Raw genomic sequence first — 15,025 nt, 5'->3', positions numbered from 1 at the left:
TATGAATTACTTGTTTTTGTTTTTTTATTACTCTTTCTTGATTTATCTGCCATCAGTTTCATTTGTTAGTTTTGGTGTTTTTCTTCGTCGTTTAGTTGTTGCTCACATATTTAAATATGTAGGGAAGAATGTGAACATAGCTAAGGGGGTGTACTTTGGTAGAGGGCATAATATAACGATTGGTGAAAACTCAGGAATAGGTGAAAATTCTAGAATAGTCTGTATGGAAAAGGTTGAAATTGGATGTGATGTTATGATTGGCCCAGAAGTTATGATGCTAACTGGAGGCCATGGATATACTGACACTAAGCTTCTTTTACGTGAACAAGATATAATTACAGCGCCAATAAAAATTGGCAATGATTGTTGGATAGGTGCAAGAGCTATTATTTTGCCAGGTATAACAATTACCGATAGAGTGATTATCGGTGCTGGGAGTGTAGTTGCTAAATCTATATTTGAATCAGGTATCTACGTGGGTAATCCAGCAAGTAAAATTAGAAATTTATAATAATTTATGGGTGTGATGCGGCCTTGTTGCACAAATAGAAGTTGCTAGCATTGCTCGATGATGTTTTCTTGTAACATGGAGCATTGGAGGAGTCATGAGAGAGAGCAGGGGAAAGATCAAAAATTGGCCGGAGTGGGGCGCTGAAGCAATGGCGTTGACATTTTGGGTGGACAAGAAAGCGATTAAAAGTTGGTACAGCACGACACCATCGGGACAGCGTGGCCGTAGCCGCAAGTACACTGATGATACACGACTTGTTTGATGTGGAACCATTTACGGCCTGTCTCTCCGAGGAGCTGAAGGTTTTCTGAATTCACTTTTTGAACTGATGGATATCGACCTCCAGGCACCTGAAAAACCTGTTGGCAGACGTGCCCAAACTGTTAAGGTGAATTATAGGCTGCCAAGTCATGGGCCGATTAAGCATATCGATTCGACGGGGCTAAACCATGGAGAAGGAGAGTGGAGCGTCAGAAAACACGGGGCCTCCAAACGTAGAACCTGGCGTAAGATTCACCTTGCAATCGATGCCGAGATCGATCACCTAAGTGGCGAAATCTCGCTAGAGCGTGTTCATGACTCCAAGGTATTGAAACCTCTTCATCGACGCATAGAGCAGATATCAGGCGATGGTGTGGAACACAAGATTGCTATCATATTGTAGTCAAAGGTGTCTCTGCTCATCCACCACGGAAAAATGCTGCTATGTGGGAGGAAGGCCATCCAAGAAATGAAGCTGTAGGAGCATTGCAAAAAGGTGAGTTGAAAGAGTGGGAAGCAAGCACAGGGTATCATCAAAGGTCTCTTGCTGAAACAGCGATGTATCGCTACAAGCAGTTGATTAATGATAAATTGAGCCTCCGCGAATACTGGGTACCAGCAGATAGGGCTGCGATCAAGGCTTTGAACAAAATTAATTCTTTAGGGATGCCTGTTCGAGAGGTTGTTTACTATTAAACCGGCGGACAATTAGGTTTAAAATCACCAAGCTAAATTGCTGAAATTATGGACATACCATCTTGTTCTTTTGTAGGAGGATGTCCACCGGGTTAATAAGATGGAATGGAGTAGAGGGAAGATGATTTTCTTTCCTCATGATTTATGCAACAAGGCCGTGTGATGCCAATCTATTGAAATGATGGTATAAGGTGTTTTTATGCACTGACAATTTTGACGTGTATCATGCTGAGTTACCTAAGAAAAAGCACGTTGTGGTGAGCTGTGTACGCAACGTATTGATCGGCAGAATCTGGATTTACGAACGAGGCTGAAGCGGTTCAACAAATTAGTATAAAGATCAAAAAATAAGATAAGCGAAATGAGGTATCAGTTGTGGCTGTTTGCAGAACAAACTCATAGCCATATTAAGGTTGCTGAACAGTACCTGGATTTATGGAGTAAGCATTAATGTGCGGTCTGGCAGGTTTTTTTAATTACCAATTCATTGCAGATAATACTATCTTGCATTTACAATCAATGGGGAAATCAATTTCTCATCGCGGTCCCGATGCCTCAGGCACTTGGTACGATGCTGATACAGGTATTGGTCTGGTGCATACGCGGCTTGCTATTGTTGATTTGTCCTCCGCCGGTCACCAGCCAATGCACTCGCAGTGTGATCGTTATGTTATTGCATTTAATGGCGAGATATACAACCATTTGATGTTACGTCAAAAGCTGGAACAGGCTAATCAGGCGCCAGCCTGGCGTGGACATTCAGATACAGAGACCTTGCTTGCCTGTTTTGTAGCCTGGGGAATAGAGCAAACACTTAAGGTCACGGTGGGGATGTTTGCTCTTGCCCTGTGGGATAAGCAGGAGCAAAATTTGACCCTTGCCCGCGATCGTGCTGGTGAAAAGCCCTTATACTGGGGGTGGCAAGGTGATACGCTGTTATTTGGTTCTGAACTTAAGGCTCTGAAGGCTCATCCTGATTTTAAGGCCAAGGTAAGTCGTGATGCACTGGCCGTATATATGCGTCATAACTATATCTCTGCACCACAGAGTATTTATGAAGGTATTTATAAACTATTACCAGGGCATTACGTCACTTTAAATAGTGTATCAAATATAGATACTGCTACTCCAAAAGCTTACTGGACAATGAATCAGGCGATTGAATCTGGCATCGCCCAGCCATTCAGCGGTACCGATATTGAAGCGGTTGACCTTCTAGAGCATCGCTTGTCACAGAGTATTGGTGGGCAAATGTTGGCGGATGTTCCCTTGGGGGCATTTTTAAGTGGTGGGGTCGATAGCAGTGTGGTTGTGGCGCTTATGCAAAAGCAGGCGCAGCAATCGGTTAAGACCTATGCCATCGGTTTTGATGATCCCCGTTACAATGAGGCACAATATGCCGCTGCGGTGGCTCGCCATTTGGGAACTGAGCATACCGAGCTGTATGTATCGGCTCAGGATGCACTGGAACTTGTACCGCAGTTACCATCGATTTACTGCGAACCCTTTGCCGACAGTTCTCAGTTGCCGACATTTTTGGTAACTAAAATGGCCAGGCAGCATGTAACCGTAGCGCTCAGTGGCGATGGTGGAGATGAGCTGTTTGGCGGTTATACCCCCTACCTGTTTACTCCGCGTTACTGGAACTTGCTGAAATGCTACCCTCAGCCACTGCGGGCAGCACTTGCTGCCAGTATGAGTAGACTGCCATTACCTGATAAGTTTCTTAAACTGGCCGAGGTGATGGGTGCTTCGAATAAAGAGTCATTTTATCGGAGCATCATGAGTCATTGGGGGCAGCCAGAAGACGTGGTCATTGGTGCTAAAGAGCCTGCGTCTGTTTTAAATAGCTCGGATCTGTGGCCAGAAACGGACAGCTTCGAGCACTGGATGATGGCCATGGAAGCACAGATGTATATGCCAGATGATATTTTGGTTAAAGTTGACCGTGCAGCAATGGCTAATAGTTTGGAAACCCGCGTGCCTTTGTTGGATCACAGAGTGATTGAATTGGCTTGGCAATTGCCCTTGAGCATGAAAATTCGAGATGGCAAAGGCAAGTGGGTATTGCGTGAAGTGTTGTATCGTCATGTGCCTCGAGAATTGATAGAACGCCCTAAAAAAGGTTTTTCCATTCCTTTGGCAAATTGGCTTCGCGGCCCTTTACGTGACTGGGCCGAAGCTCTGCTTGATGAAAAACGCTTGCGAGGTGAAGGGTACTTTTATCCAGCGCCAATACGTGAAGCATGGCAGCAACATGTGCAGGGCAAGCGTGATAATGCAAGTAAGCTGTGGAGTGTGCTTATGTTTCAAGCATGGCTGGATGAGCAAGATGCGAACTCGATAACACTCTGATGATTTTGAAATAATGAATACAAAGCAAAAAAAAGTCTTGCATATTATTACCGGGTTGAATGACGGTGGTGCAGAAGGCGTATTGACTCGTCTTTGTTTACACAGCAAGGCGGCTATCCATGTTGTCATCTCTTTAATGGATCAAGGGAAGTACGGCACAGTGTTAAAAGAGGCCGGTGTACGTGTATATTGCTTAGGCATGAACCCGGGGAGCCCTAGTATCTTTAAGTTCTTTCGTCTGGTAAAGCTGATTCGAGTAGAGCAACCGGATGTGGTCCAGACATGGATGTATCATGCCGATCTGTTGGGGGGCATTGCCGCGCGGTTAGCAGGTGTCCGTAGCGTTTTTTGGGGGATTCGCCATTCAACCTTGGAAAAAGGTAAATCCAAGTGTTCAACGATCATGATCGCTCGCTTATGTGCATTTTTGTCGGGTTGGATACCTGACAAAATTATTTGCTGTGCCAATAAGGCATTGGCTGTGCATGCAGATATTGGCTATAAAAAATCAAATATGTCTGTTATTCAAAATGGTTATGACTTGTCGCGTTTTAAACCAGATTTTGGTGCAAGCATATACATGCGACAAAAACTAGGGCTGAGCCAAGATGAGTTTGTGCTTGGTACAGTGGGGCGCTTTGACCCTCTTAAAGATCACTTGAATTTATTGCAAGCTTTCGCGTTGGTCACTAAGCAAGTCACTCATATTCGCTGTGTCTTGGTTGGTAAAGGCTTATCTGTTGATAATGATGTTCTTATGTCATATATTGCTGAGCTAGGCTTGCAGGATAGCGTGTTGTTAGCCGGTCAATGTGGTAACATTCCTGCGGTGATGAATGCACTCGATCTTCATGTGCTTTCCAGTTGTTCTGAAGGTTTTCCTAATGTGATTGCTGAGGCCATGGCCTGTGGCACACCCTGTGTTTCTACCGATGTTGGTGATGCTCTGGAAATTATCGGTGAACCAGAATCCTGTTGCCCTGCGCGAAACTCCGAAGCTTTGGCCGGTGTGATTATGAACATGGTTGAGGAGAGAAAGAGCCATCCGGATACATGGCAAGCACGAAAAGATGCTAGCGCACAACGCATAGCAGAACAGTTTTCTCTTCAGGGAATGGTGCATGCTTATGAAACTTGTTGGCGGGGTATTAAATAAATCCTATTTACGTGATGAGGTTTTTAATCGCAGCAGGGTATTACTATCTCTAATTTAGGGGTGTCTGCGTGTCAGAAATAGATATTTGCGCCTATGCTGATTTTTCTGCTGATTTCTGTGATTGGCCGTTCGAGAGGAATGGGAGATGAAGATAATAAAGCAGTACATAAGATGGGCTATCAAAAACAATGAACAATACTGTATTACTGATTGCCAGTTTTCCCGATTCGTTGATTAAATTCCGCGGCCCTTTGATTGACGCTCTGTTGGCCAGGCGTTTGGAGGTGCATGTTGCTGTACCAAATCTGGCCGAGGGTGATGCCATCCATCAGGCGCTTACTGGCAAAGGGGTAAGTGTGCATGTTATTGGATTGCAGCGAACCGGTGTGAATCCGGTGGCAGACCTTAGCACTATACTAGAACTGTACCGGTTGATGATAAAGATAAAGCCGAGATTTGTGCTGGGTTATACCATCAAGCCTGTTGTTTACGGCAGTCTTGCCGCTTGGTTGGCCAGAGTGCCGCGCCGTTTTGCGCTGATCACTGGCCTTGGTTACGCATTTACCGGCCAAGCCGGCGGTAAGAGAGGGCTGCTTAAGACGCTTATCCAACGGTTATATCGCTTTGCCCTAGGTAGGGTGGACAAGGTCTTTTTTCAGAATCCAGATGATGAAGAGCTGTTTCGTAAGCTCGGTATTCTTTCTGCCAAAGTGGCGTCCCGCATTGTCAATGGCTCGGGAGTGGATGTGGCAGAGTACCAACAAGTTCTTTTGCCGAAATCACCGCATTTTTTATTGATTGCCCGGTTGCTAGGTGATAAAGGCGTACGCGAATATGTCCAGGCGGCAGTGCAAGTAAAGATTATATATCCTCAGGCGCAATTTCAACTCGTGGGGTGGATAGATGACAATCCGGATGCAATTAAACGGCAGGAGTTAGATGATTGGGTTGCCGCAGGCACTGTGGAGTATTTAGGTAAACTTGATGATGTCCGGCCGGCCATTGCTGGTTGCGGTGTGTATGTGCTACCGTCTTACCGGGAGGGTACCCCCAGAACCGTGCTAGAGGCCATGGCTATGGGGCGAGCGGTGATTACTACAGATGCCCCTGGTTGCCGTGAAACAGTTATCGATGGCTTAAATGGTTATTTAGTGTCGGTTAAGTCTGTGGCTGCTCTTGTTGATGTGATGCAGAAGTTTATTGAAAATCCGGAATTGGTTGCTGAGATGGGTGCAGAGTCGCGCAGAATCGCGGAAGAAAAATATGATGTGCATAAGGTAAATGCACATATGCTTTCTGAAATGGGAATAGAGTGATTAAAAGAATATTTGATATTATTGCTTCAGGTACAGGGCTATTTTTTTTATTGCCTATGATTATTGTTGTTGCCTGGCAGATTCGAAAAAAGCTGGGTTCTCCAGTATTGTTTCGTCAGGTCCGTCCAGGGAAAGATGGTAATCTCTTTACTATGGTGAAGTTTCGCACCATGCGAGATGCCTTTGATGGGAGCGGTAGGCCTTTGGCTGATGAGGAGCGTTTGACCTCTTTTGGTAAGAGGTTGCGCTCCACAAGCCTGGATGAGTTACCGGGCCTGTGGAATGTCTTGAAGGGGGATATGAGCTTGGTTGGTCCACGCCCTCTGCTTGTGGAATATCTCCCGCTGTATACCGATGAGCAGAGGCGACGTCATGAGGTGCGTCCAGGGGTAAGCGGCTGGGCGCAGATAAATGGTCGTAATGCTATCTCTTGGGAAGAAAAGTTTCAGCTTGATGTCTGGTATGTGGATAATCAGTCACTATGGCTTGATATCAAAATACTGCTTTTGACGGTAAAGAAGGTGTTTGTCCGGGAAGGGATCAGTGGCGGTGGTTGTGAGACAATGACAAAATTTCAAGGCTCAAAGAGATGAAAAAATTAGCCATATTAGGGGCGAGTGGGCATGGGAAGGTCGTTGCCGATATTGCCCTCTGCTCCGGTTGGGATGATGTTGTATTTTTTGATGATGCATGGCCGCAAAAGAGTAGCCTAGGCCCCTGGCAAATTGTTGGAGACAGTGCCGATCTTATTGGGTCCCTTGCTCAATATCAAGGTTGTGTGGTGGCTATTGGCGATAATATCATTCGTTATCAAAAGCAAAAAGTTTTGATGTCTGTGGAAGCTGATCTTGTTAGCTTGGTACACCCTCGTGCTGTGGTGAGTCCTTATGCGATCTTGGGCGTGGGGACTGTGGTTATGGCTGGGGCAATCTTGAATCCTTTTGCTCAGATTGGTGATGCCTGTATTGTCAATACAGGGGCTATTGTAGAGCATGATTGTCAACTAGCAGATGCGGTTCACCTAAGCCCGCAGGTAGCCTTGGCAGGTGGTGTTTGTGTCGGTGTTGCCTCTTGGTTGGGAATCGGTTCCTCTGTGAAGCAGTTAGTGAATATTGGTGCTCATGTTATGGTTGGGGCAGGATCGGTGGTTCTTGCCGATATTGCTGATAACTCTGTTGTAGCTGGTGTGCCAGCCCGACCTCTTTTGTAACTCTCTTATTTAGGATATTTCCGTGTCAAATGCCTCCTTTTCTCCCTGGCCCTCTTTCTCTCAAGAAGAGGCCGATGCTGTTTCCCGTGTACTTCTCTCTAATAAAGTAAATTATTGGACTGGGCAGGAGTGCCGCCTTTTTGAGCAGGAATTTGCTCGGTGGGCTGGCTGTTCCCATGCTGTGGCCCTTGGTAATGGTACCCTTGCTCTTGATCTAGCCCTAAAGGCCCTTGGTATAGGAAAGGGCGATGAGGTGATAACCACCTCCCGAACTTTTCTGGCAACGGCCTCATCCATTGTTACTGCCGGTGCTGTCCCGGTTTTCGCAGATCTTGATCGAAATAGTCAGAATATCTGTGCAGAAACAATTGAACTGCATATTACCAAGAAGACCAAGGCGATTATTGTGGTCCATCTAGCAGGTATGCCTGCAGAGATGGATGCCATTATGGAACTTGCGAAAGCCCATAGTCTCTATGTCGTGGAGGATTGTGCCCAGGCCCATGGCGCTCGATATAAGGGGCGTAGTGTGGGTACCATTGGTCATATTGGAGCCTGGTCATTTTGTCAGGACAAGATCATGAGCACCGGTGGTGAGGGTGGGATGGTGACCACCAATGATCGAGAACTATGGTCCAAAATGTGGAGTTATAAGGATCATGGAAAAAGCTATGAGGCTGTATATGAAAAGGAGCATCCACCAGGATTTCGTTGGTTGCACGAGAGCTTTGGCACCAATTGGCGCATGACCGAGATGCAGGCCACCATTGGTCGCATTCAATTGCACCGTATGGAGCAGTGGACAGCCGCTCGGAGGATGAATGCCCATGCCATTGATGATGTCGTAGCAGATCTGTCTGTCGTACGTCGAGTCGAGGTGCCGGAGGATTGTGTGCATGCCTGTTATAAACATTACCTCTTTGTTTGTCCTGACGACCTGGCTTCTGGCTGGAGCCGTGATCGTATTGTCGAAGAGATTGTTGCCCGTGGAGTACCCTGCTTTCAGGGTAGTTGTTCTGAGGTCTATCGGGAGAAGGCCTTTGACGGTACTGGTTGGCGACCCGAAGTTCCCCTTGCCAATGCCCGTGAACTTGGTCAGACCAGTTTGATGTTTTTGGTCCATCCGACCTTGACTGAGGCTGAGATTGAAAAGACTTGTGTTATTGTTCGGGAGGTTTTGCAGAGGGCAGAGAAAAAGGGTTAACCACTGCTTGTGAGTACACGGAGGGGAAGAAAGCTGTAGCAGTGGAGTAGCAGCGAGTAGCAGTGAGTAGCAGTGAGTAGCAGCGAGTGGCGTCAAACGAGTGGCGTCAGCAGCGTAGCGGCGAACGAGTGGCGAGCGAAATGGCAGCAGTGAAGCAGCAGCGAGCGACAACGAGTGGCGTAGCGTAATGGCAGCAGTGAAGCGTAGCGGCATGGCGAAGGCAAATAGCGGGAGATTAACTGCGAGGACAGCATGTAGCTCTTGAGCTGTGCTGCTTTAACTGACAGCTGATAGCTCACAGCTCTTCTTTTGTTTTTTTGGGGCCGTGTCTCGATATCCATAAGCTATCCGCTTGAGCAATCTTATCCCTTCGAGAGTGCAAATATCCATTGGGTGAATGGCTGATGCATCCTTCGTGTAGGTATGGATTTAGCCTTCTAGCGAAGGCAAGTAACGGCTTTATCCCACTGTCTTGTATCCTCTCCCTATTGCCGATAGCCCGTGGGATTATTTTTCTGCCAGCGCCAGGTGTCTTCGCACATGTCCTCAAGGCCGAGGGAGGTTGACCAACCGAGCTCATCCAATGCCTTGGTTGCGTCTGCACAATATACTGCTACATCACCTGCCCGTCTCGCTACTATTTTATAGGCGACATCATGGCCGCAGGCTCTGGAGAAGGCGCTCGCCATCTCAAGGACACTGCAGCCATGACCTGTTCCCAGATTGTAGGTTGTGATGCCCCGACCCTCAAGAATTTTTTTTACAGCACAGACATGCCCTTTGGCCAGATCGACCACATGAATATAATCCCGCACCCCCGTGCCATCGACCGTAGGGTAGTCATTGCCAAAAACTGACAGGTAATCAAGACGACCAATGGCGACCTGGGCAATATAAGGCATGAGGTTATTGGGAATGCCATTGGGGTCTTCTCCTATCCGCCCGCTTTTGTGAGCTCCGACAGGATTAAAATAGCGGAGCAGGCAGGCATTCCACTCATGGTCTGCCCCATGGAGATCGGCAAGAATCTCCTCTACCATCAATTTGGTGCGTCCGTAGGGGTTGGTACAGGAAAGAGGGAAATCTTCGGTTATGGGGACAGTTGCTGGATCACCATAAACCGTTGCCGAAGAGCTGAAGATAATATTTTTCAGCCCGTGCTTAGCCATAAGGTCACAGAGGACAAGGGTTCCCGTGACATTATTATGATAATAACGGAGTGGCTCGGCCACAGACTCACCAACTGCCTTTAGTCCCGCAAAATGAATCACTGCGGCAAAGGGCTTTTTGCTACTTACAAAAACAGCATCGAGGGCCTGCTGGTCAAGGACATTTACCTGATGAAAGGTTATTTTTTTTTCAGTAAGTGTCTCCACCCGGGCTAGGGCTTCATAACACGAATTTGACAGATCATCCACAACGGTGACCTCATAGCCTGCCTCTAGCAATTCCAGACAGGTATGACTGCCAATATAACCAGCCCCGCCTGTCACCAGGATATTTAATGCTCCCATCCCTCTGCCTCTCTAAATTGATTTTTTACTTTTCAAAATTGTATTAAGATAACAGCTTCAGCATAATATTGATTCCATATAAAAAATAGCCATTTTGATCTTACCCCATTTTGTGGAGTCTTAGTGAGGCTAATTTTTGCAACAAACCACTTTTTTTGCTCAGAAGTGAGGGCAGGAATACCGATAGGTGTCAGAAAGGGCAAGAGTAAGGGCGTAAACTATCCTGCCACATAGGGCCACATAGGGCTAAAAAGCAGTTAACCACTGGCTGAAGAACACAGAGGAAATTATTTAAAAAGCGAAAAGCGAAAAAACAGTGAGAGAAACAGCGAGAAAAAGCTAAAAAGCAGTTAACCACTGGCTGAAGAACACAGAGGAAATTATTTAAAAAGCGAAAAGCGAAAAGTAACTACAACAGCAACGACAACAGCGATAAAATATAACAGCAAGAAAGGACTAACCACTGCAACCAAGCACACAGAGATTTTTTGGTAAAAAGCCACTACCTAAAAGATAGCAGCGAAGTGGCGAAAGGCGAGAGACATAGCGAGAAAAGCTTAAAACCACTGTAACCAAGTACACAGAGGGAAAAGAAGCTGTATGCTTTTGAGTTATCAGCTATCAGGGGACTACAGCTATTAGATGCTAGAAAAAGCTGAAAAGAGAACTGAGATTAGCGCTTGACATGACAGTTGCCTGTGGCGCATCTCACATCTCTTTTCTGTCTGACAGCTCGCCATTCCGTAATACTCCACTGCTCCAGCTTATCGCTGTATTTTTTGTCTTTTACCTAAACGGTCCTCTCTGTGTTCTTCAGCCAGTGGTTAACTTTTTTCTGTTTTTGAGGGTCATGTTTTATAAAATTCCATGCAGACCATTGGCTCTGTTCGGCAATGGGAAAGAAGTTGTTTTTTGTCCTGTAAGCTTCTATTGTGGTGCTGGATAAATTACCATTAGGCTTTATAGGGTTTCTCTGAAAATATATTGTGGAGTGATTATGAAGAAGGCATTGATTACCGGTATTACCGGCCAAGATGGGTCCTATTTGGCGGAGTTGTTGTTGGAGAAGGGTTATGAGGTACATGGCATCAAGAGGCGGGCCTCCTCCTTTAATACCGAGCGGATTGATCATATTTATCAGGATCCCAATGCCGAGAATCCCAGGTTTTTTCTCCATTACGGTGATTTGACTGACTCCTCCAATCTTACCCGTATCCTCAAAGAGGTGCAGCCCGATGAGGTCTATAATCTTGCTGCTCAGTCCCATGTGGCCGTCTCTTTTGAGGCTCCTGAATATACTGCCGATGTTGTGGCCAATGGCACCCTACGCATCTTGGAGGCCATTCGCTTTTTGGGGCTTGAGAAGAAGACCCGTTTTTATCAGGCCTCGACTTCGGAGCTCTTTGGTGAGGTGCAGGAGATTCCCCAGACTGAGACGACCCCATTTCATCCCCGCTCACCCTATGCAGTGGCCAAGATGTATGCCTATTGGATTACCATAAATTACCGTGAATCCTACGGTATGTATGCCTGTAACGGCATTCTCTTTAACCATGAGTCGCCTCGTCGCGGTGAGACCTTTGTTACCCGCAAGATTACCCGTGCCTTTGCCAATATTGCCCAGGGACTCGAGGAGTGTGTCTACCTTGGTAATATGGATGCCCTGCGTGATTGGGGCCACGCCAAGGATTATGTCCGTATGCAGTGGATGATGCTCCAGCAGGATGCTCCCGATGATTTTGTTATTGCTACGGGCAGGCAGATTTCGGTACGTGACTTTGTCCGGCTATCGGCCAAGGAAGCTGGTTTCGAGCTTGAGTTCAGCGGTGAGGGCTTGGCTGAGGTTGGAACAGTAAAGGCTATTGTGGGTGAAGATGCCCCTGCGGTTCAGGTGGGTGATGTGGTGGTTCGAGTGAATCCCCGTTACTTCCGTCCTGCCGAGGTGGAGACCCTGCTTGGTGATCCTACTAAGGCTAAGGAGAAGCTTGGTTGGGTCCCTGAGATCACCGTGGAGGAGATGTGTGCTGAGATGGTGGCTAACGATCTTGCTAAGGCTAAGCAGCATGCTTTGTTGAAATTGCACGGTTACACAATTCCCGTCACTAAGGAATAAAAAAAGAAAAAGTTAACCACTGCAACCGAGCGCACAGAGGTAATTATTTAAAAAGCCACAGCGACTAACCACTGGCAACCAAGATCACAGAGGATTTTAGGTAAAATACCACAGCAACAGCAGCAGCGTAGCGGCGAGCGGAATAGCGAGAAAAAGCAGAAAAAAGAAGTTAACCACTGCTTATGAGAACACAGAGGTTTTTTGGGTAAAAAGCCACAGCAAAAGCGAGAAAAACAGCAACGAGGAACAGCGAGAAAAACGGTTAACCACTGGCAACCAAGGACACAGAGGTAATTATTTAAAAAGCCACAGCGACTAACCATAGAGGGCACAGAGATCACAGAGGAAATTATTTAAAAAGCAGAGATACGAGATGAAAGACAAAAATAAAATCCAACATGTTAGCTGAGTTGTTCTTAGGGGTTCTAGTGTTTATATTTTCGAATTTGTTTTTTGCTTTAAGCGGTTTATATAAAAGTCTTTCTCCGTGTCCTCATAAGCAGTGGTTAGCCGTCCTTGTTCTTTCTGTTATTGTTTTTTTTTTAATTATTGGAATCAAGAACACAGAGGATGTTATGGATACTAAGGAGTTGACTGGTACGGTTATTGGCTGTGCCATAGAAGTTCATCGTCAGCTTGGTCCAGGTTTGCTTGAATCTAGTTATGAGCGCTGTTTGTTGTATGAATTGCAATGTCTGAACATCGCTGTGCGTACACAGGTTGCCTTGCCCATCCGGTATAAGGATATTGAGATTGATGCTGGATACCGTATTGATCTTTTAGTTGCTGATGAACTTATTGTTGAACTGAAGGTGGTTGATAAGCTGTTGCCACTTCATACGGCCCAGGTCTTGACCTATATGAAGCTTGCTGGGGTGCGGACAGGTTTGCTGATTAATTTTAATGTGCTTCGCTTGGTGGATGGTGTTCGACGTCTTGTTTTGTAAAGACAACTACATCAACCACTGCCTAAAAGATCAAAAGCGAAAAGGGTTAACCACTGGAACCGAGGACACAGAGGCTTTTTTGGTGAAAAGCTAAAAGCAACAACGAGAGAAACAGCGAGAAAAAGAAGGATAGTTAATCACTGGAACCGAGGACACAGAGGACTTTTTTTGAACTACTGAGCAGTGGAGTAGCAGCGAGCGACAACGAGTGGCGAGCGGAATGGCGACTGCTTAAAAGCAACAACAGCGACTAACCACAGAGAGCACTGAGCACACAGAGGGAATTATTTAAAAAGCATAATAACAGATTGATTTGGAACAATTTATTTTTTCAAATGATTCTAGCCTTAACGCTTTTGGTCCTTTACCTAAAAGGTCCTCTCTGTGTACTCCTAAGCAGTGGTTAACTGTCCCTGTTTTGATTTCAACTACAGAGAAAAGTTTTAGGGTGAACACTTCTTAGGTGGGCTTCTTAGAAATATCAATCCTATCTGGAATGAGTCTATTTCAGCCTAGCGATTTTTCCTATCACCTTTTCAGTGCGTTCTGCAATTCTTTGTGCTGCCGTCTTCGATAGTATGCTAGCTTTTATTCTGTTTTGTTTTTGATAAAAAAAAGTAGTTCTCTGTGTCCTCTGTGGACTCTGTGGTAAATGTTGTTTTTATGATTGAGGAAGAGTGTTATGAAAATATATGTAGCAGGGCATCGGGGCATGGTCGGATCGGCCATTGTCAGAAGGTTGGAGGAGATGGGCGCGGGAGAGATTGTGACCCGGACCCATGCGCAGTTGGATCTGGTGGATCAGCGGGCTGTGGCGAATTTTTTTGAGGAGGAACGACCGGACGTGGTTTATCTGGCCGCTGCCAAGGTGGGCGGGATTCATGCCAATAACACCTATCCTGCCGAATTCATCTATCAGAATATGATGATGGAGGCCAATATCATCCATCAGGCCTATCTGCATGGGGTGAGAAAGCTCCTGTTTCTGGGCTCGTCCTGTATTTATCCCAAGCTTGCTGAGCAACCCATGGCGGAGTCTGCCCTGCTCACCGGGGTACTTGAGGCCACCAATGAGCCCTATGCCCTGGCCAAGATTGCCGGGATCAAGCTCTGTGAATCCTATAATCGTCAGTATGGGGTAGATTACCGTTCGGTGATGCCCACCAATCTCTATGGTATGAATGATAATTTTCATCCCGAGAACAGTCATGTGATTCCCGCCATGCTCCGTCGTTTCCATGAGGCCAAGCTAGCCGGTGCAGCAGAGGTTGTGGTCTGGGGTACGGGGACGCCGATGCGGGAGTTTTTGCACGTAGATGATATGGCGGCGGCCTCGGTCCATGTGATGAATCTTGACAGGGATATTTATAGTCAGCACACCGAACCCATGCTCTCCCACATTAATGTGGGTACCGGGCTGGACTGCACTATCCGTGAGCTTGCCGAGACTATGGCTGAGGTTGTGGGTTTTGCCGGCGCGCTTGTCTTTGATAGCAGCAAACCCGATGGTACTCCTCGCAAGTTGATGGATGTCTCTCGTCTGGCTGATCTTGGTTGGCGGGCGCAGATATCTCTTCGTGAGGGTTTGGCTGAGACCTATGCCTGGTTTTTATCGAATCAGGATAATTATAGAGATTAAAAGAAGGACAATTAACCACAGAGGTTTTTTGGTGAACTGCCACTACCTAAAAGCAAGAGAAACAGCGACTAACCACAGAGGTCACAGAGAACACAGAGGTAAT

At 46.4% G+C, this 15,025-nt stretch carries 11 protein-coding genes and 1 pseudogene; 11 read left to right on the top strand and 1 reads right to left on the bottom strand.

What is annotated here, in order from left to right:
* Position 1: 1 nt before the first annotated feature.
* From DP_RS00160 to DP_RS00120, 8 genes and pseudogenes are all read left to right on the top strand, one after another.
* Positions 2-511 (top strand): acyltransferase, encoded by a 510-nt coding sequence (locus DP_RS00160; RefSeq protein WP_011187281.1) that lies wholly within the window; start codon positions 2-4, stop codon positions 509-511.
* Positions 512-605: 94 nt separating this feature from the next.
* Positions 606-1,468, top strand: a pseudogene (locus DP_RS16405) (IS5 family transposase).
* A gap of 450 nt (positions 1,469-1,918) precedes the next feature.
* Positions 1,919-3,823, top strand: coding sequence for an asparagine synthase (glutamine-hydrolyzing) (asnB, locus tag DP_RS00145; protein WP_011187278.1), 1,905 nt, complete (start codon positions 1,919-1,921; stop codon positions 3,821-3,823).
* A gap of 13 nt (positions 3,824-3,836) precedes the next feature.
* The gene (locus DP_RS00140; protein WP_011187277.1) at positions 3,837-4,979 is read left to right on the top strand and encodes a glycosyltransferase family 4 protein; all 1,143 of its coding nucleotides are present in this window, start codon (positions 3,837-3,839) and stop codon (positions 4,977-4,979) included.
* Between the two features lie 188 nt (positions 4,980-5,167).
* Positions 5,168-6,295: a glycosyltransferase family 4 protein gene (locus tag DP_RS00135; RefSeq protein ID WP_011187276.1), complete on the top strand. Its 1,128-nt coding sequence runs from the start codon at positions 5,168-5,170 to the stop codon at positions 6,293-6,295.
* Complete coding sequence (locus DP_RS00130) at positions 6,292-6,888, top strand: sugar transferase (RefSeq protein WP_011187275.1); 597 nt, start codon at positions 6,292-6,294, stop codon at positions 6,886-6,888. Before DP_RS00135 ends, DP_RS00130 begins: the two co-directional genes overlap by 4 nt.
* Positions 6,885-7,505: an acetyltransferase gene (locus DP_RS00125; protein ID WP_011187274.1), complete on the top strand. Its 621-nt coding sequence runs from the start codon at positions 6,885-6,887 to the stop codon at positions 7,503-7,505. The genes DP_RS00130 and DP_RS00125 overlap by 4 nt, the downstream gene beginning before the upstream one ends.
* Positions 7,506-7,527: 22 nt before the next feature.
* Positions 7,528-8,709, top strand: a complete 1,182-nt coding sequence (locus tag DP_RS00120; RefSeq protein WP_011187273.1) for a DegT/DnrJ/EryC1/StrS family aminotransferase — start codon at positions 7,528-7,530, stop codon at positions 8,707-8,709.
* Positions 8,710-9,194: 485 nt separating this feature from the next.
* Here the strand turns inward: DP_RS00120 and galE are convergent, their stop codons facing one another.
* Entirely contained in the window at positions 9,195-10,223 is a 1,029-nt protein-coding gene (galE, locus tag DP_RS00115; RefSeq protein WP_011187271.1) for a UDP-glucose 4-epimerase GalE, read from the bottom strand.
* 997 nt (positions 10,224-11,220) lie between these two features.
* Here galE and gmd point away from each other — a divergent pair.
* From gmd to fcl, 3 genes are all read left to right on the top strand, one after another.
* Positions 11,221-12,336, top strand: a complete 1,116-nt coding sequence (gene gmd / locus DP_RS00105; RefSeq protein ID WP_041277415.1) for a GDP-mannose 4,6-dehydratase — start codon at positions 11,221-11,223, stop codon at positions 12,334-12,336.
* Between the two features lie 575 nt (positions 12,337-12,911).
* On the top strand, positions 12,912-13,283 hold the full coding sequence (locus DP_RS00100; RefSeq protein ID WP_041278132.1) for a GxxExxY protein: 372 nt from the start codon (positions 12,912-12,914) through the stop codon (positions 13,281-13,283).
* 682 nt (positions 13,284-13,965) lie between these two features.
* Positions 13,966-14,922: a GDP-L-fucose synthase gene (fcl, locus tag DP_RS00095; protein ID WP_041277414.1), complete on the top strand. Its 957-nt coding sequence runs from the start codon at positions 13,966-13,968 to the stop codon at positions 14,920-14,922.
* The last annotated feature ends 103 nt before the right edge of the window (positions 14,923-15,025 follow it).

Source organism: Desulfotalea psychrophila LSv54 (assembly GCF_000025945.1).
Classification (GTDB): domain Bacteria; phylum Desulfobacterota; class Desulfobulbia; order Desulfobulbales; family Desulfocapsaceae; genus Desulfotalea; species Desulfotalea psychrophila.
Note: the sequence above shows the minus strand (reverse complement) of the source record. Positions and strands in the feature narration are given on the sequence as shown.

Bases quoted from the DNA above. Each gene is read 5' to 3' on its own strand.
- DP_RS00160 (WP_011187281.1), top strand. From the start codon at position 2: ATGAATTACTTGTTTTTGTTTTTTTATTACTCTTTCTTGATTTATCTG.
- galE (WP_011187271.1), bottom strand. From the start codon at position 10,223: ATGGGAGCATTAAATATCCTGGTGACAGGCGGGGCTGGTTATATTGGC.
- DP_RS00140 (WP_011187277.1), top strand. From the start codon at position 3,837: ATGAATACAAAGCAAAAAAAAGTCTTGCATATTATTACCGGGTTGAAT.
- gmd (WP_041277415.1), top strand. From the start codon at position 11,221: ATGAAGAAGGCATTGATTACCGGTATTACCGGCCAAGATGGGTCCTAT.
- fcl (WP_041277414.1), top strand. From the start codon at position 13,966: ATGAAAATATATGTAGCAGGGCATCGGGGCATGGTCGGATCGGCCATT.
- DP_RS00100 (WP_041278132.1), top strand. From the start codon at position 12,912: ATGGATACTAAGGAGTTGACTGGTACGGTTATTGGCTGTGCCATAGAA.
- DP_RS00125 (WP_011187274.1), top strand. From the start codon at position 6,885: ATGAAAAAATTAGCCATATTAGGGGCGAGTGGGCATGGGAAGGTCGTT.
- DP_RS00135 (WP_011187276.1), top strand. From the start codon at position 5,168: ATGAACAATACTGTATTACTGATTGCCAGTTTTCCCGATTCGTTGATT.
- asnB (WP_011187278.1), top strand. From the start codon at position 1,919: ATGTGCGGTCTGGCAGGTTTTTTTAATTACCAATTCATTGCAGATAAT.